Here is an 18,939-nt window from a genome sequence, read left to right as displayed (position 1 = left end):
ATTTCCCATTACGCAAGTAAGTAAGATCCCTCAAAGACGATGAGGTAGATAGGTTCGGGGTGGAAGCGTGGCGACACGTGCAGCTGACGAATACTAATCGATCGAGGACTTAACCAAATATGAATTTCGAGCAATCAATGTCTTTTATCCAGTTTTGAGTGAACAAGCACTCTTTAAGAGGGTTTCAAGACACGAGTAATTCGAGGAAACGATTGAGAGAGGAAAGGAGCGTACTCAAGTACGTGACTGACCGAACGAATGAAGTTGACGAAGAAGTACGATGTGTATTGAAAGCCGAAGAGTCTAGTGATGATGGCGAAGAGGTCACACCCGTTCCCATACCGAACACGGAAGTTAAGCTCTTCAGCGCCGATGGTAGTTGGGGGTCTCCCCCTGTGAGAGTAGGACGTCGCTGGGCACCAAGAAGTCGTTACCGAGTAATCGGTGGCGGCTTTTTTTGTGTTTATTAGGCTAGATTGTGGTATCACAAAGAAGTGTATTCTTATTGTGAGAAATGATTGCTTTCACGCTCTTATTGGTCGCTTTGGAATCATCTTAGTCGCTTATATGACTCATTTGGTTGCTTAAAGAGTCTCCATGGTTGCTCTCACAGGAAAACTAGTCGGTCTTATCCATATTATTACTGAAAATTGTAATCGGAAGCGGTCCTTGGTCTCGGTTTCAAATAAAAATATATATGCGAGAAAGTAGATGAGCAAAGAGTTCGAGGAAGCAAGGAAGAGAGACTCACAGCGTATGATATACGCAAGAATCGAACGACTGCGGCTGACGAAGAAATCTGCCGCTCATCTGCTTTCGCAGCCCGAACACGGAAGTGAAGCTCGCGCGCGGATGGTAGTTGGGGGGCTCCCCCTGTGAGAGTAGGACGTCGCCGGGCATTAAGAAGTCGTCACCGAGTAATCGGTGGCGGCCTTTTTGATTGTTTAGGAAATTATATTCAAATTAAAGAGTGAAAAAATTCTCTCTACTCATTTGTTATAAGTAAATCCTGAGACGTTTGACATGATTTTAATGAAATATATAGGTTTATAGATGGTGATAATATTATAAAAACTCTATCTATATGCCTGTTTTATTTAGATTTAAAGGATAATTTTTCTTCATGAAGAATATATATCTTTGGAAAAGATTAAAAATTCAGTTAATATAGGGGGAAAGTTATGAAGAAAAAATGGGGAGCCATGGTGATTACGTGGGTATTAGTTGTGAGTATGTTTGGTTTTAACAATGTAGCTCAAGCAGAAGAAATGGTAGCAGAAACGTTAAGCGATTCTATTACTAGAATAATAGAAGAAAAATTGGTTGGAGCTGATGTTAGTGTTACTGTAAGAGACCAAATCTCTGGCGAAATGATTTATGACTACCATGGACAAGCAACGGTAAAACCAGCATCTAATATGAAGCTGTTAACGACTGCAGCTGCTTTAGATGTACTGGGAGAGGATTATCGTTTTAATACAGCTCTATATACTTCAGGAAAGATGTCAAATGGGGTCTTAAAAGGGGATGTTTATTTAAAAGGACAAGGTGATCCCACTCTTTCCTTCGAAGACCTACAACAGTTCGCAGAAGAGTTAAAAGCGCAGGGGATTAATAAAATTGATGGAAGGATTGTCGGTGATGATAAGTGGTTTGATGATGATTTATTAACACCGGGAATTTGGGTTGGGGATGAGTCTTATTATTATGCTGCACCTATTTCAGCTTTAACTACTTCTCCAAACACAGACTACGATTCGGGAACGATTATCGTAGAAGCAACGGGGACTACAGTTGGAAACTTACCGTCCATAAAAGTAACTCCGCACATTGGTGATTTACAAATAGTAAATGAAGCACAGACAGTGGAAGCAGGAAAAACGAATACAGTAACGATAGAAAGAATGTATCAAACAAATCAGATTGTCATTAGTGGGAACCTTCCAATCGATAAAACTAAAAAAGAATGGGTGACAGTCAAACATCCTACGACACATACATTGACTATGTTTCAGGCTGTTTTAACTGAAGCAGGAATCGAGTATTCAAAAGAAAAAGTATTTAGAGCTGCAACTCCAAAAAGTGCTCAACTAGTTGCTATGAAGCAATCAATGACACTGGAGCAACTATTAATCCCGTATATGAAACTAAGTAATAATGGGATTGCAGATATTCTAGTAAAAACAATGGGCAAAATGAAAAAAAATGAAGGTAGCACTACAGCTGGCTTAGAAGTTATAAGAGAATATGGAAACTCAATAAATTTAAATATGGCTGAGTGGCAATTTGAAGATGGCTCTGGTATGTCTCATGAAAATAGGGTTTCGAGTTTCTCAGTAAGTGAACTGTTGTATAAAGTTCAAGGAGAAGATTGGTTTAATACCTATTTTAATAGCTTGCCAGTAGCTGCAAATACCGATCGAATGGTAGGAGGCACTTTAAGAAATCGATTAAAAGATCCACTAACTGCAGGAAAAGTCTATGCAAAAACAGGTTCATTAACGGGTGTTAGTACACTGAGTGGATATTTAAAAGCAAGTAGCGGGGGATCATACATCTTTAGTGTATTAGTTCAAAATAAATCAGGAACATCCACAGTGATAGATGAAATTGTTAAAGAAATAGCAGAAGAATTGTAGAGATTGTTCAACACTTTTCCTACTCGATCATACAAATAAGTTCGAGTTTATGAAAAGGAACAATCAAAATATAGGTTGGAAAAAAATATTATTTCAACTGAACTAGATAATCGAGGATAATAAAAACACCTTTTCGTTGAACTAGGGTTTCGTACCTTTGAATACAACGTGGAGGTGTTTTTGAATTAGGGAAAAGTGAAAATATCCTATGGAAGTGGAAATGTGTATATAATAGTATAAGACAGAAAAATCAATTTTCGTAAATAACAACCAGTAGTATTGAATTATTATTTTACGTTACCCGGCACGGATATCAAAGTAAATTTCAATTGATTCTAATGAGAAGATTTCCAATGATAAAAAAATTATATGGTGGAAGATGCTATTTGTTCATGTGTTCGCTTGGTTTGACAAATAAATTTCCAACCTAACAAGTTTCACCGCTTTAAGCCCATAGAGGCAAGGACACCCTAATCAAAATTCTCCAGGAGGTGTAGGACTATGAACAAAATGTTGTATTTTGGAGTAGTTGGTAGTGGAAGTATTACAGAAACTCATATTAAAAGTATTCAAAAGGTACCTAATGCTGAAGTAATAGCTATTTTTTCGAGGAATAAGGAGACCTCTGAAAAATGGGGTAAGCAATACAACATTCAAGTTTACAGTGATTATGAAGAATTTCTAGGTAATGATAAAATGGATATCGTCACCATCTTAACGCCAAGTGGGACACACGCTGATTTAGGAATATTAGCGGCAAAAAAAGGTAAACATGTCATTGTTGAAAAGCCGATTGATACGTCGCTTAACAAAACGAACGAACTTATTCATGTTTGTAGAGAAGCAAATGTTACGTTAAGTTGTATTTTTCAACATAGATTTGATGATGGGATAGTAGATATTAAAAATGCAATGGATTTAGGAAAATTTGGTCAATTGAATTTTGGAGCTGCACGTACTACGTGGTATCGTTCACAAGAATATTATGATAGTGGTGCATGGCGCGGGACCTGGGAACTTGATGGTGGTGGCGCATTAATGAATCAATCTATCCACTATATCGATCTACTTCTTTATCTAATGGGTCCAGTGGAAGAAGTTCATGCGTATTGTGCAACTCGAGCTCATGAAAGAATAGAAGTAGAAGACATTGCGGTCGCATCATTAAAATTCAAGTCAGGCGCCCTTGGATTGATTGAGGGGAACACAGCAGCATATCCAGGATATAGTGCAACCCTTGATATATTCGGTAATGACGGTAGTGTAATCATTGAAAATGATGAAGTAAAAGAATGGAATTTTAAGAATGGAAATCAATATACAAAAGCTTTAAGAGAAGTAGTAAAAACAAGTGCATCGTCAAACAAAATGGCCTCTTTTGAGTCTCATAAAAAACAATATCAGGACATTGTTCATGCGATTTCTGAGAAAAGAGATCCACTAGTAACAGGTGAAGAAGCAAGAAAATCACTAGAATTAATTTTGGCTATTTATGAATCTGCTAGAAGTGGAAGGCCAGTTAAGTTATAAAAACAAATAAACGTAGTGCCTTAATCATAAAAAGGCCTACGTTTTTTTTTTGAAGAAAAATGCAATTCAACAAACATTCACGTTACATTAATTTAGTTAATCAAAAATCAGTAAATGTTCAGAAAGATCATCTATTTTAGAATCCTTGAAAGACATAGTTCTATTTTCCAACCTAAAAAAAACACAAGTTTTCTATAAAAAATAAACATTCTAATAATTCCGAATAAACCGTAGTATTAAAAATAAGAAAACGCTTTCTCGAGGAGGAAAGTTATGGATCTAACAAAAAAAGTGTATTCACTCATTGATAATATATTTGAAAAGTTAACCCTATTATCACTAATTTTATTAGTAGTCATCGTCACATTGCAAGTAATAACAAGGTACTTTTTCAACTTTGTCTTCTTTTGGTCAGAAGAGATTACTTTACTTCTATTAGTTTGGTTTGGATTTATGGGAATCGCAATTGGATTTCGTGAGTATATCCATTTAGGAATTGATACATTTACTAATTTATTTCCGAAAATATTTAATAAAGTTCTAGATAAGGTGATTCTTGCCGTTGTTTTTTCTTTTGGAATATATCTTGTAGTTCAGGGTTGGCAATTTACGGTTCTTATGTTTGATTCAACACTACCCGCAACAAAACTTCCAAGTAGCATCACCTATATCATCATGCCGATAACGGGATTCATGATTTGCTTATATGCACTTCTGCAGTTATTTAATATCAACACAGCTATGTATAAAGACATAGAGGAGGGGCATTAGTATGACAAGTACCAGCATAGCAGTCATCATTTTACTCGTAAGTTTTGTTATATTAATCATGCTGCGATTTCCGATCGCTTTAACACTAGTTATATCATCACTACTGACCATCATTTATTTAGATATCCCGTTACCAATTATTGGTCAGCAGATGATTCAAGGAATGAATTCATTTTCACTTCTCGCAATACCATTTTTTATCCTAACAGGTCAAATAATGAGTACAGGTGGTCTAGCTACTCGGATTGTAAATCTGGCAATTCTTTTAGTCGGAAGAATTCGTGGAGGGCTGGCCATGGTAAACAGTGTGGCATCACTATTTTTTGGAAATATTTCTGGATCTGCTGTAGCGGATGTTTCATCAGTTGGATCAGTTATGATTCCAATGATGAAAAAGAATGGCTATGAAGCAGATTATGCTGTAGGAGTCACGATTGCATCCGCTATACAGGGAGTAGTAGTTCCGCCAAGTCATAATCTTGTATTATATTCATTAGCAGCAGGTGGCGTTTCTATAGCCAGTTTGTTTATGGCAGGTATTGTTCCAGGTGTCATTATGTTAATCGCACTGTGTATTACGGGATATATAATTGCAAGAAAAAGAGGTTATGAAAAGGCTGCTCCGGTGCCAAAATCACTAATTGGAAGTACTCTTTTACATGGTCTATTATCCCTAAGTCCAGCGGTTATTATATTGGGTGGGATCATGAGTGGGATTTTTACGGCTACAGAATCAGGGGCATTAGCATGTTTGTATTCTTTTATTCTAGCATTCGTTATATATAGAGAAGCACCACTTTCTAGTTTGGTAGCTATCCTAAAACGTACTTTGAAAACGGTTTCAATGGTATTTTTCTTAATTGCTGCTTCAGCTGCATTTGGTTGGGTATTGGCATACTTACAAATTCCTTCAATGATGACTGATATATTATTAGGTATTTCCGATAATCCACTTATTATATTACTTATTATTAATATCTTATTACTTCTCCTAGGTGCGCCAATGGATATGGCACCAATGATCTTAATTATGACACCGATTCTTCTTCCGGTTGTCACAAGCCTAGGTATGGATCCAGTACACTTTGGGATTGTTCTAATATTAAATGCGGGAATAGGCCTATTAACACCACCGGTAGGGACTGTTTTATTCGTCGGTTGTGCAATTGGAAAGATTTCTATTGCACAAGGTACGAAAGCAATGATGCCATTTTTCTATGCTTTACTAGTTGTTCTGTTAATAATCACCTATATACCTGAGGTAGTGATGTGGCTTCCAAATTTGATGGCTGACTAAACCTTGGGATTGGGTAATATTATAAAAAAATTTAAGGGGGTTTCAAAATGAAGAATAAAAAATTTATTGGGTTAATAACATCTTTACTCTTTGCTACGACAATTCTTGTAGCATGTAGTCAAGAGGATGAGGATGTAGCTGAGGCAGATAAAGGTACCAAAGTAGAAGAACCAAAAATTACTTTACGTCTAGCAGACAATCAACCAGCTGATTATCCTACTGTTATCGGAGATCAAAAGTTTGCCGAGTTAGTTAATGAAAAATCTGATGGTCGAATCACAATTGAAGTATTTCCAGCTGGCCAACTTGGTGATGAAAAATCTGTGCTAGAGCAGGTTCAACTTGGAGCTATTGACTTTGCTAGAATAAATGCCAGCCCACTTGCAGAATTTAATGATGATTTCACAGTTTTCTCAGTACCATATTTATTTAACAGTGATGATCATCTGTGGAATTTCCTTAATGGGGAAAAAGGTACAGCATTGTTAGATGGTCTACAAGAAGCGAAAATGCAAGGACTTGCTTATTACGATTCAGGCTCTCGTAGTTTTTATTCTACTAAACCTCTAACAAGTATTGGAGACTTAAAGGGTCAAAAGATTCGTGTTCAGCAAAGTGAAATTAATATTAAATTAATGGAGGCATTGGGAGCAAGTGCCACTCCGATGCCATATGGAGAGGTATTTTCTGCCCTTCAGACTGGTATCATTGACGGTGCAGAAAATAACCTTCCGAGCTTTGACTCATCAAACCATTACCAAGAAGCAAAGTACCTGATCATGGATCACCATACAAGGGTGCCTGAAGTATTATTAATGAGTAAAACGGCTTGGGAAAAACTTTCTGCTGAAGACCAAAAGTTAATCAAACAAGCTGCATTGGATTCTGTCGAGACCCAAAGGCAAGCATGGGCTGATTATGAAGAAAAATCTCTAAAGACATTGAATGATGCTGGAGTAACGATTACAGAAGTAGAAGATATATCTCCTTGGCAGGAGACAGTTAAGCCTATAGTTGATGAATTTTCTAAAAATTATCCTGAGTTAGTCGATGCAATCAATTCAGCAAGCCCATAATACTCAAAAGATTATCTTGGCCTTAGACTAGCATTTTTACCCTACCTAGTGGGTGTATATTTACTAGGTAGGTCTTTTCCATTAAGATTAAGTGGGAATATAAAACTCAACAATACTTATTGGAAAGGAACTACGATGAAGAAGCCGTGGAATAAAATTAAAAAATTTATTGAACATTATATTCTTTATAAAAACCAGACACTTATGTCGAAATTTTGTGTCTTTTCTAGTATTCTAGTAATCTTACCTGTACTTTCTGTTGGAATTATAACATACAAATATTCATCTTTTGAACTAGAGGAAGAGTTCACGCAATCGAGCCAAAAAATTATAGAACAAGTTGAATTGCATGTAGAATATTATTTGCAGGATTTTGAAATAACGAGTTTAAAAATCATCAACTCACCTGAAATGGGAAATTTATTAAGACTTGAAACCAGTAGTGAATACGATCGTACACTCTCTGACCCTGCATTAAAGGTTCTTAAGAATTCAGAATATTCTAGAAACGATATTTCTAACATTACCGTTTTTCTAGATAATGGGATTATTATAGATTCTTTAAGAGAGAGAAATTACTATCCAGCTATAAATATCAAAGATGAATATTGGTATTCATCAGTCCCGGGAAACGGTATGGTTATGCTTGTGAGTAGGACATTAAAATTGAAAGACAAAGAGCTGCCGGTGATCTCTCTTGTTAGGCGTTTATATAATCCCCATACATTAAAGCCTGTAGGTATGCTGATTATTGATATCAATTTTAAGAGAATTGAAGAGATTTCCAAGATGGTAACTTTAGGTAAGGATGGTTATTTTTTTATTTTGGATTCGGAAGGGCATTATGTCTATCATCCAAAATATTCAAAACTTGGTAACAAGGTAGAATTCATGCAATTAACAAATCTTGAAAGTGGAAAAAGTGGTTCAGTGCTCATTGATAACAATCGTAAGGAGTTAGTTTCTTATTCTCTTTCTCCAAAACTTGGATGGAGTTTCTTCACTGCTGCTCCTTACCAGGATTTGCGGGTCGGTATCCAACAAATAAGGACCGCGATTACATGGACGATTTTTATCTCCTTAATATTTGCTTACTTAGTAGGTTTTTATAGCATTTCCAAAAGTATAGTTCGTCCTATTCATCGACTTCGTTCTTTTATGAAAGAAGTGGAAATTGGTCACTTAAATGGAAGAGTAAAGGTGGAGTCCAATGATGAAATCGGACAATTGACAGCTGGGTTTAATAAGTCCGTAGAAAGACTATCCAATTTATTGGAAGAAGTGTATGTTTCCAAATTGAAGGAAGCTGAAATGACTCTTAACAAAACAGAGACCGAATTAAAAATGCTACAATCACAAATTAACCCTCATTTTTTATACAATTCACTTGAAACAATTAGAGGAATGGCTTTGGAAGAGGGCAGAGAGAATATAGCTAACATATCATCTTCTCTAGGGAAACTTTTACGTTATAACCTTAGAAATAGTTTACCAACTGTTAGTCTACGAGAAGAAATTAAGTTTTGTGAGATGTATCTAAAGATTCAAATGATTCGTTTCGAGGACCGTTTTGAATATTTCTTTGATATACCAGATGATGTAATGGACTTTGATGTTGTAAAGTTTTCTCTCCAACCAATTGTTGAAAATTGTTTTATGCACAGTATTGGTGAAAACTCAAAGAAAATAAAAATTACTATAAATGCTCAACTTCTGTCTAAATCATCGTTCAATATTCGAATTACTGATACAGGTGTCGGAATTAAGGAAGAAGTATTAAAAGAATTAAAAGAGAAATTAAGAAATAATTCAACTTCCTTGGGTGGACAACATATCGGAATTATGAATGTTCATCAGAGAATTCGCTACTTGTTTGGCTCAGAGTATGGAATAACAATCAATAGTACAAGAGGATTAGAAACCGAGGTTAATATTCATTTGCCAATTGTAGATGGTAAGGAAGTGAAAGAATGAAAAGAGTTTTACTAGTGGACGATGAGAGATGGGTAAGGAAGGCTCTTATGTGGTCGATTAGAAAGTTGAACTTGTCCTTACAAATCGTACATGAATGCGCAAATGGGTTAGAGGCTCTTGACTGGATTAAACGAAATGATGTTGATTTGGTTTTAACAGATATCCGTATGCCTGTCATGGATGGACTTACTTTGGTGAAAGAACTTAACAAATTAGATCGTAATCTGGACTGTATTGTTATTAGTGTTCATGATGAGTTTCAAATTGTTCAGCAAGCGATACGAAGCGGTGTAACGGATTATCTCCTCAAACCGATTGAAGAAGAAGATTTAAAGGATTGTTTGGAAAAGTGGTTGAATAAACAAAAAGAAGTAGGTGAAGAAAATAAAACACCTACTATTGTTGATGAAGCCTTTCCTGCCTCTACAATTGATCAAGTGTTAGCTTATCTTGAAACAACGCCTCTAAGACAGGTGTCTCTAACAGACGCTGCAAAAAGCGTTCACTTGAACCCTAGTTATCTAAGTCAACTGTTTAAACAACAACTAAATACTAAATTTGTGGACTATTTAACCGAACTTCGAATTCAAGAAGGGAAACGTTTATTGCTGAACACGACATTAAAGATGTCAGAGATTGCCGATAGAGTGGGATACTCGGAAGTGGCATACTTCAGCAATAACTTCAAAAAAATGACTGGATATTCTCCCTCTGAATTTCGAAAATCTACAAAAAAATAAAAAACTATTGGCGTAATTATATAAAATGCGATATGTCCTTAAATTTTTGTTTTTAAAAGGGTTTATTCATAGTGTTTTAAATTGCTTAATAAAGAAATTTCGGGACATTAGAATATAATAGTGCCTCTTATATGAGTAAGCTCAAGTGAAATTTTCGAAAGCAGGTGCAATAAATGAAAAAATTTATGGACGAAACTTTTTTATTATCAAGCGATACGGCTATGACTTTGTACAATACATATGCAAAGGATTTGCCAATTATCGATTATCACTGCCATTTGAGTCCAAAGGAAATATTTGAAAATAAAACATTTCAAAACATTACAGAGGCGTGGTTATATGGCGACCACTATAAATGGAGAGCAATGAGAGCTAATGGAATTAAAGAAGAGCTCATTACTGGAGGAGCTTCGGACTATGACAAGTTTTTAGCATGGTCAGCGACTATACCGATGACCATTGGTAATCCCTTATACAATTGGACTCACTTAGAGCTTCAACGTTTCTTTGATGTATATGACATATTAAATGAAGAAACGGCTCCAAGAATATGGAAGGAAGTAAATAGAAAGCTTACTGGTGGAGGCTTTGGAGCAAGAGATTTAATTAGGAAGTCAAATGTTGAAGTGATTTGTACTACGGATGATCCAATTGATACATTAGAATATCATGCGAAAATTAGAGATGAATCCGATTTTGACGTTAAGGTGCTACCGAGCTTTCGACCGGATAAAGGTTTAGAAATTAATTTGGATGGATATTTGCAATGGATTGACAAACTAGAGGAAGTGTCGGAAATACAAATTTCCAACTATGATGACTTCTTAAATGCATTACAGTCAAGAATTGAGTATTTTCATTTAAATGGCTGTCGTGTTTCTGATCATGCGCTAAATACATTGATGTATGAAGAAACAACAAAGAAAGAAGCATCAAATATTTTTACTAAAGCATTAACAGGACAAAAAGTATCGCTGGATGAAGAAAAAAAATATAAGTCTTACACTTTAACTTTTTTAGGGAAACAATATGCGAAATTTGAATGGGCGATGCAATTCCACATTCAAGCATTACGTAATAATAACTCGAAAAAGTATAAAGAATTAGGACCTGACACTGGATTTGACAGTATTAATGATGGACAGATAGCTGTGCCTTTAAGCCAACTACTTGATTCTTTGGCACGAGAAGATGCTCTTCCAAAAACAATATTATATTCAGTGAATCCAAAAGACAATTACGTGATTGGTAGTTTAATTGGTAATTTTCAGGGAGGGGAGCCAGGGAAAATACAGTTTGGTACAGCATGGTGGTTTAATGATCAAAAAGATGGCATGCTCGAACAAATGAAAACGTTATCTAATCTCGGTCTATTTAGCCGTTTTATCGGAATGCTGACAGATTCAAGAAGTTTTCTTTCCTACACAAGACATGAGTATTTTAGAAGATTAGTATGTGAGTTGATTGGAGAATGGGTGGAAAATGGGGAAGTCCCGAATGATATGAAAATGTTAGGTGGTATTGTTCAAGGCATTTGCTATCAAAATGCAAAAGAGTATTTTGACTTTTAATATTAATTGCTTGTAATTAAAGCAGAAAGTATACGAAAAGACATTAATTTGTTTTTTTAAGTATTTAGCAATGCGATTGAGAAAAATACGTATTGAGATTTCAGAAAAATCAGATTACAATAACAACTATTTTATTGTTTACACAAGAAACTTCTTTTCCACTTTTGAGGGGGTGATCTTGTTAAAATATTGAAACAGTGAATTCTGCAAGCAGGTAATTACTAAAGGGGAGGAAAGGCATGGGTTCAATATTGAAGAATCTAAAAGTCAAAAAAACAAAAAAGGCTATAACTGGTATCCTTGCACTATCATTGATTGCATCAATCGGTATTCCACAAGTAGGAGCAAATGAAAACTTAGGGTATGTTGATCCAAGCAAGAATACAAACCCTGGACTTTCAAGTACTAATGTTGAGACATATCGTGTTCTAGCTGACAGTAAAACTGGTCAACCGGAAATCGAAGCAACCAAAAAAGGCGTTCTTACATTTGATGGGAAACAGTTCAGAGACCTAAATGGTAACAAGAGTCTAGACCCTTACGAGGATTGGAGAATACCTGTTAATCAACGGGTAGCTGATTTAGTATCAAAGATGACACTTGCTGAAAAAGCAGGATTAATGTTGATTAACACTCATACTCCAATTGCGAATCCAACAGATGGAAAGTATGTTAAATCAGATGATCCATTAATTGTAGGAAAGAATATGCGCTATGTCATTTTCCGTCAAACTCCTACTGTTGATGTTATCGCTAAATATACAAACCAGCTACAAGAATTGGGTGAGGCTTCAAGATTAGGGATCCCAGTAGTAGTTACTTCAAATCCGAGAAACCATGCCTCAACGGACTACACAAATATAGCAGCAAGTGAAGGACAACATTCATTTTGGCCAGGACCATTAGGGTTTGCAGCAGCAGGTGACACAAAAGCTGTAAATGAATTTTCCGAAATTGCGGCAAAAGAATGGAGAGCAGCAGGAATTCGTAAAGTCTACGGATATACTGCAGATATAGCTACGGATCCACTTTGGGCAAGAATTGAAGATACATTTGGTGAAAACCCTGAAGTTGCTTCAAATATGATTTATAACGTCATCAAAGGATTTCAAGGTGATAAGCTTGGAAAAGATAGTGTTGCAATAACTGTAAAACATTTTCCAGGTGGTGGGGCACGTGACAATGGGTTAGATCCTCACTTTGTAGAGGGTAAATTCAATCCTTATCCAACTGAAGGAAGTTTACTTAAGTATCATATTCCTCCTTTTGAGGCTGCAATCAAAGCGAATGTTTCATCGATCATGCCATATTACGCGTATCCTAGCAATGATAGTGCAGATCAAGGATTACCATGGTTTAGTAAAGGACAGCAATTTGAAGAAGTTGGCTTTGCCTTAAACGATGCTATTTTAGATGGCTTCTTACGCAGCGGACTTGGATTCAAAGGATATGTTAACTCTGATACTGGTGCTGTTGGTGATAATGCTTGGGGAGCTGAAAGTTTATCTCCGGAACAAAAGTTTGCAAAAGCAATCAACGCTGGAACAGATATTATTTCTGGATCATCAGAACCACAGTATATTATCAATGCAGTAAATCAAGGCTTACTATCAGTAGAAGCAGTAAACGAATCTATCACATTATTGCTAACAGAAATGATGAATTTAGGGTTATTTGAAGACCCTTATGTAGATGCACAACATGCACTTGATGTGGTGGCTAATCCAAAGGCACAAGAATTAGCGTATAAAGCACACTTAAAATCCTTAGTTCTTTTACGTAATGATAAAAATATATTGCCTTTAAAGGATGCTAAGTTAAAGAAAGTAAAACTGTATGTTGAAATGTTCCCAGGAGGAACAGATGGAGCAAGTACAAAGGGATTAATAGAGACGATTAAAAAGCATGATCCTTCCATTACAATCACGAATAAACTGGAAGAGGCAACACATGCGTATATTTATGTAAAACCTGTTCAATCGAACTGGGATAATAATCCACGCATAACAGTAGGTCCTGAAACAGGAATCACAAATGTTGATCGAATCGTAGCTATACAAAAAACTGTTCCTACTATTACGGCAGTAAACATGACAAATCCATGGGTACTTGATGAAATTGAGCCAAATGCTGCAGCACTAATCGGTACTTTTGGAACAAAGGCGGAAGCTATAATTGATGTTATCCGTGGTGAGTTTAATCCAACTGGAAAGCTTCCATTTGCTCTTCCTGCAAGTATGAAAGCGGTAGAAAACGAAGTTGGAGATGTTCCTAGTTACGCAAAAGAAGAAGATCCTTCCTATTCTTATGTAAATAAATCTAAAGATGTATACAAGTATGGATTTGGTCTTTCTTATAATCAAGGGAAAGCAAAATAGAAATCTAAAAGAAATAAAGAACTATAAAGAAAATCGGCTGGATGTGACGAAGTCAACTTCCAGTCGATTTTATTATTAATAGAACGTAGTTAACTTATATTAGAATAGTAGTCATTTACCTATTTTCATTATTAATTTCATTCGAACCTTATACAACAGGGCAACTTTCATTGAAAAAGAGAAAAGTGAACTTAAATTGTCTATGTATAACAACTTAAGCTCACTTTTGTTTTCCTTATTCTTTATTCATTATGCTATGCTTTCTACCGTAAGTAAAATAGATGATCAGTCCAAAGACAAACCAAATAGCGCAGGCAATCCATGTAAAAACAGATAGTTGTGTAATTAAAAATAAACACAGTAGGAATGATAATATCGGTATTACTGGAAAGAATGGTACTTTAAAACTTCCAGATGGTATGCTTTTATTTTTCCTTAAATAAACAACTCCAATTGAAACGACTGTAAATGCTATTAATGTGCCCATGTTCACTAATTCTGCTAGCTTAGATAACGGAATGACGCCGGCACAAAAAGCTACTAATGTTGCAAACAACCACGTATTTTTAACTGGTGTTTTATATTTTTTATTAAGTTCGGACATACTTTTCGGCAATAATCCATCACGACCAAGGGCGTAAAGAAGTCTAGTTCCGCCATATAACATAACGAGTATAACTGTCATCATTCCAACAACAGCCCCAAGTGAAATAATGCCAGCCACCCAATCTTGGTTTACAACTTGCATAACAAAGCTAACTGGGTCACTTACATTTAGATGATTATATGAAACAATTCCAGTCAAAACAAGTGAAACAGCTACATAAAGAATTGTACAAATAAAAAGCGAACCAATAATTCCAATTGGCATATTACGTTGTGGATTTTTTACTTCTTCAGCTGCTGATGAAACTGCATCAAACCCAAGATAAGCAAAGAAAACTAGGGCCGCTCCACCCAAAACTCCATTCATTCCGAATGGCATAAATGGTTGCCAATTAGCAGGCTCAACATAAAAAATACCTACTCCAATAAATAAAAGAATAACAATGACTTTAATAAATACCATGATCGCATTAATTTTCGTAGACTCTTTTATACCAAGCGATAATAAAAAAGCAATGGTAAATATAATGGCTATAGCCGGTACATTTAAATATGTTCCCTCTGCTGGATTAAAAGAACTGGAGATGGCTCTTGGAATAGTAAGATTAAATCCCTCTAACAAAGAACTTAAATATGATGACCATCCAGTAGCAACCGCCGCAACTGCTAATCCATATTCTAATAGCAAAGCCCAACCAACTAACCAAGCAACTAATTCTCCAAACACAATATATCCATACGTATATGCACTACCTGTTACTGGTACAGATGAAGAAAATTCTGAATAACACAAGCCAGCCAATGCACAAACAATCGAAGCGATAATAAATGAAAAAACAATAGCAGGTCCAGAATGCTCCGCAGCTACTGTTCCAGGCAGGATGAATATACCTGTTCCTACAATGGCACCAATCCCAAGTAACACTAGATCAAATGCTCCTAGCGTTTGCTTGAGCTGTACATTACCATTTTTTTGTAGTAATTCTTCTACAGTTTTCCTTCTGAATAACCCACTTTTCATACCTAAAACACCCATTCTTTTTTAGAAACATATAAAGATTCTATACATTTATCTTTTAAAGGTCAAATAAATTCTGTCGAATTATAAGATATTTTGTCGAAAAATAATGTTTTTTAAGTCTTTCGAACCTGATTTGTTATAATCGGATGGATTTGTCGAGAAGAAGACTTAAAAGTCTAGACACATTAACGCTGAGTATTAAGTATCAGATGCAATGAGCTTTTCGATTGATAGTATTTCCAATATTCCTTGTATTAATTCTTTGCCGTACTGTGAAAAAAATTTCAAGTGAGAATTGAATATGGTTATTACTGTATTGATTCTTCATGTGGAAATCATTACAGAGTATCTTTATTTGCCTATTTATAATCCTAAAGATTTTTTATGCGTTCTAACTTTTAATTGAAGTAATACATGATGAACAGCTTTTATTTTTTGGTAAGATACTTAAATACCTACGAGGAAACTAAATAATCTCCATGTAAATACTATCAATATAACCACTATCCCCCTTCCCCGGTAGTATAAGAGTCACGAGCTAATTGTTAAGTGGCATTTCTTAAGAATCGTTTTTGTGAGTGTTATAACTTTTACCTTTACCTTGATGCTCAAAAATGGAATATTATAACTATTGATAGGTTACTAGAGGAGGACAAGAATGTTAACCTGTGGCGTATTATTGTACAATAAAAAATATTGGGTTCATTCAAAAGTGATTGATTCTAGGCAAATGATGAGGCATTGTCTATGAAAGTGTTGGACGTAGATACGGACTAGTTCCTGACGGTTGGCAAGTCCCTCATAAAATTTCTTTGGATCAAAGTGGTACCAATGTTGTGGAAAACTTAGTTCTAATAAAAAACGATCCCTATCACAAGGTTATTACAAATGAGCAAAATTCCTTAACAAAGGGTATGAAACCTGGGGACAGTAAAATAGTGGATTTTCCTATTCCAGAAGGAGACATTTATCCTCCTAATAAGGAATAAATAATTTTAGAAGGTGATTATATGTGGAGAGAGCAAATTAGTCAGATTTCCAAAATAAGAGAGAAACGAGATCGAAAACTCAATTTACCTACCAATGAAAACGAGTTATCAAGATTTCGTAAATCTGTAGTAGAAAAGTTTGGTGAAGATGTACTGCCACAGCAATACTATGAATATCTACAAACTGTTAATGGCATTGAATTTAATGGACTTAAAATTTATGGGATTGACCAAGTTTTTTTGGATTCTAACCCAATAAATCAGGTAGATAGTTTTTTTGATGCCAATGAAACATGGGAGTCAATTAAAGACGAAGATGAACTGATTTTTTTTGGAGATTCCGATATAGCTTGGTATTGTTATAATGTTTCTAAAAAAAGTTTTGTTGAACTAGATAAGCCTTCAGGTGAGCATATGGAGACTTTTTCCGATTTTGACACTATGCTTGAATCTGCTTTCTCTGCAGCACTTAGTTAAATGTATAATCCACCGCCAATTTTTGGAGGATGGAAAATGTAGTGTAGCACATAGAACCTGACCATCAGCTAACTGTTTATTTTCGGAAATGAATTGATGGAAGTGCACAAGCAGAATAGCTAGAATCAGGCAATTGGGTTGTATGCAGCATACCAGGAGTTGGGGAAATAGCGGATGGGGTAAAATAATTTGTAAAACTAGATCTTGACTGTCTTTATGCGGATGTTCACTCCAAGATTTTAATAGAAATTTTTTCAAATAATAAAATTTATTATTACTAATCATCTAAATAATAGTGTCACATAATGACATAAGTATTTTTTTTTGAAGTCAAATGAAAACATGACGAAATCCCTAAAGGATAACGTGATGTTTTTCTTTTTTTGTATTTTATAGCAAAGAGCACTGAAATGCTTGAATGGCAACCGGAAGCTGGAAAAGAGCAGCAAAGATGCTGATAGTCCTAAACTCCAAAGATAAGCCAGTAAGTAATGGTAAGCCTTTTTTTAAGATACCAATGTCGAAAGATGATTTGAAATTTTATGAATGGGGTATTAGTAACTTTGGATACTACCACAATTTATAGAATTTGAATCGTGGTCATTTCCCATATTGAATATTAAGTGTAGCGCAAAGAACATTTTTGGGAATTGGGTCTGGTTGCTTTTCCAAAAATCACTTTACTACATAAAATATAAATACTTAATTTCTTCAACATGAGTTGAAAACGCTTTCATTAAATAGTTGTCTAGAATAAACGGAAATGGTTAACAATCACAGTATAGGTATTATTTAAGGGAGGTCTTGTATATGAACATCAACAATGCAATTGAGGTTTTAGATCGGATGCGCCTACCGAACGGCGCTTACACTGCCAGTATTTCAAAGGACTACCATTTTGTTTGGATACGTGATGTCGTTTATACGGTTTTGCCTTTTTTGCAAAGCCAATCTGATCGGTATGAAAAAGCATATCATGCCTTATTCGAACTATTTAAAACCTATGAATGGAAAATCGATATTCACCGTGAAAAAAAACCGGTTTATCTTTTTGAATATATCCACTCACGCTATTCAACAGATTTAAAGGAAATGAGCCAAGAATGGGGTCATGCTCAGAATGATGCAATTGGTGCCTTTCTGTGGGGAGTAGGGGTGGGCGTTAGTCACGGACAAAAGGTTATCCGTGATGAGAAAGATCTCGCAATTGTTCAGAAGCTAGTCGACTATCTAGAGTGTCTTCAATACTGGCAGGCAAAGGATAATGGAATGTGGGAAGAGAATATGGAACTGCATGCTTCAAGTGTAGGTGCATGCGTGGCAGGCTTGCGTGCGGTGAAAATGCTCGTAAATGTAAAGAATGAACTGATTCAAAAAGGTGAAGAGACGCTACGTTTTCTTCTACCACGAGAAAGTGAAACGAAAGAAACAGACTTATCCCTACTTTCACTTATCTACCCTTATCGTATAGTGGAAAGGAAAACGGCACTTAAGATAGTCGAGATGGTTTCCGAAAGCCTTGAGCGGACAAATGGCTGTATTCGTTATCAGAACGATCAGTATTACAACGAAGGTAGCGAAGCAGAATGGTGCTTTGGATTACCTTGGCTAGGACTGTGCTATTTTGAAATGGGTATGCATGATAAGGCTTATGAATATGTGAATAAAACGGTACGAATCGTACCAGATAATTGGGAAGTCCCTGAATTATATATTGGCGGTAAAAATGTGCCAAATGGCAACACTCCACTAGCTTGGTCTGTCTCCCTTTCCTATTTATTTTTAAACCGTATGATTAATATGCCTTCCTCACAATTGACAGGAAATGACTGAGCTTAAAATGTAGGTATATATTTATAAATTCTCATGG

General features: G+C 35.6%; 12 protein-coding genes and 2 rRNA genes. 13 read left to right on the top strand and 1 reads right to left on the bottom strand.

Features of this window, described 5'->3' with window-relative positions; translation table 11 throughout:
* The 11 genes from WAX74_RS03165 to WAX74_RS03115 all read left to right on the top strand — a co-directional run.
* Positions 1–117 (top strand): 23S ribosomal RNA (locus WAX74_RS03165); the annotation flags it as partial.
* A gap of 185 nt (positions 118–302) precedes the next feature.
* Positions 303–418 (top strand): 5S ribosomal RNA (rrf, locus tag WAX74_RS03160).
* Between the two features lie 763 nt (positions 419–1,181).
* Positions 1,182–2,639 carry a D-alanyl-D-alanine carboxypeptidase/D-alanyl-D-alanine endopeptidase gene (gene dacB, locus WAX74_RS03155; RefSeq protein ID WP_336496187.1) on the top strand — a complete coding sequence of 486 codons (1,458 nt, stop codon included), beginning with the start codon at positions 1,182–1,184 and terminating at the stop codon, positions 2,637–2,639.
* A 501-nt stretch (positions 2,640–3,140) separates the two neighbouring features.
* Positions 3,141–4,169, top strand: a complete 1,029-nt coding sequence (locus WAX74_RS03150; protein ID WP_336496186.1) for a Gfo/Idh/MocA family protein — start codon at positions 3,141–3,143, stop codon at positions 4,167–4,169.
* A 273-nt stretch (positions 4,170–4,442) separates the two neighbouring features.
* Entirely contained in the window at positions 4,443–4,940 is a 498-nt protein-coding gene (locus tag WAX74_RS03145; protein WP_336496185.1) for a TRAP transporter small permease, read from the top strand.
* A gap of 1 nt (position 4,941) precedes the next feature.
* Positions 4,942–6,237, top strand: coding sequence for a TRAP transporter large permease (locus tag WAX74_RS03140; protein WP_336496184.1), 1,296 nt, complete (start codon positions 4,942–4,944; stop codon positions 6,235–6,237).
* A gap of 47 nt (positions 6,238–6,284) precedes the next feature.
* Positions 6,285–7,313, top strand: coding sequence for a TRAP transporter substrate-binding protein (locus WAX74_RS03135; RefSeq protein WP_336496183.1), 1,029 nt, complete (start codon positions 6,285–6,287; stop codon positions 7,311–7,313).
* A 204-nt stretch (positions 7,314–7,517) separates the two neighbouring features.
* Positions 7,518–9,287, top strand: a complete 1,770-nt coding sequence (locus WAX74_RS03130) for a sensor histidine kinase (RefSeq protein WP_336496182.1) — start codon at positions 7,518–7,520, stop codon at positions 9,285–9,287.
* A complete protein-coding gene (locus WAX74_RS03125; protein WP_336496181.1) occupies positions 9,284–10,027 on the top strand; it encodes a response regulator transcription factor in 744 nt (247 codons plus the stop codon). Before WAX74_RS03130 ends, WAX74_RS03125 begins: the two co-directional genes overlap by 4 nt.
* A 173-nt stretch (positions 10,028–10,200) precedes the next feature.
* Entirely contained in the window at positions 10,201–11,598 is a 1,398-nt protein-coding gene (gene uxaC, locus WAX74_RS03120; RefSeq protein ID WP_336496180.1) for a glucuronate isomerase, read from the top strand.
* A gap of 239 nt (positions 11,599–11,837) precedes the next feature.
* Positions 11,838–13,976 (top strand): glycoside hydrolase family 3 protein, encoded by a 2,139-nt coding sequence (locus tag WAX74_RS03115; RefSeq protein WP_336496179.1) that lies wholly within the window; start codon positions 11,838–11,840, stop codon positions 13,974–13,976.
* Positions 13,977–14,211: 235 nt separating this feature from the next.
* Here WAX74_RS03115 and WAX74_RS03110 read toward each other — a convergent pair whose 3' ends face one another.
* A complete protein-coding gene (locus WAX74_RS03110) occupies positions 14,212–15,603 on the bottom strand; it encodes an amino acid permease (protein WP_336496178.1) in 1,392 nt (463 codons plus the stop codon).
* A gap of 1,010 nt (positions 15,604–16,613) precedes the next feature.
* Between WAX74_RS03110 and WAX74_RS03105 the strand changes: the two genes are divergently transcribed.
* Together WAX74_RS03105 and WAX74_RS03100 are read left to right on the top strand one after the other, a co-directional pair.
* Positions 16,614–17,069 (top strand): YrhA family protein, encoded by a 456-nt coding sequence (locus tag WAX74_RS03105; protein WP_336496177.1) that lies wholly within the window; start codon positions 16,614–16,616, stop codon positions 17,067–17,069.
* Between the two features lie 810 nt (positions 17,070–17,879).
* Positions 17,880–18,902 carry a glycoside hydrolase family 15 protein gene (locus WAX74_RS03100; RefSeq protein WP_336496176.1) on the top strand — a complete coding sequence of 341 codons (1,023 nt, stop codon included), beginning with the start codon at positions 17,880–17,882 and terminating at the stop codon, positions 18,900–18,902.
* Positions 18,903–18,939 lie beyond the last annotated feature (37 nt).

Origin of the sequence: Psychrobacillus mangrovi (assembly GCF_037104765.1) — a bacterium.
GTDB classification, from domain to species: domain Bacteria; phylum Bacillota; class Bacilli; order Bacillales_A; family Planococcaceae; genus Psychrobacillus; species Psychrobacillus mangrovi.
The sequence above is the reverse complement of the archived record's forward strand: the minus strand, read 5'-3'. Positions and strand labels throughout refer to the sequence as shown.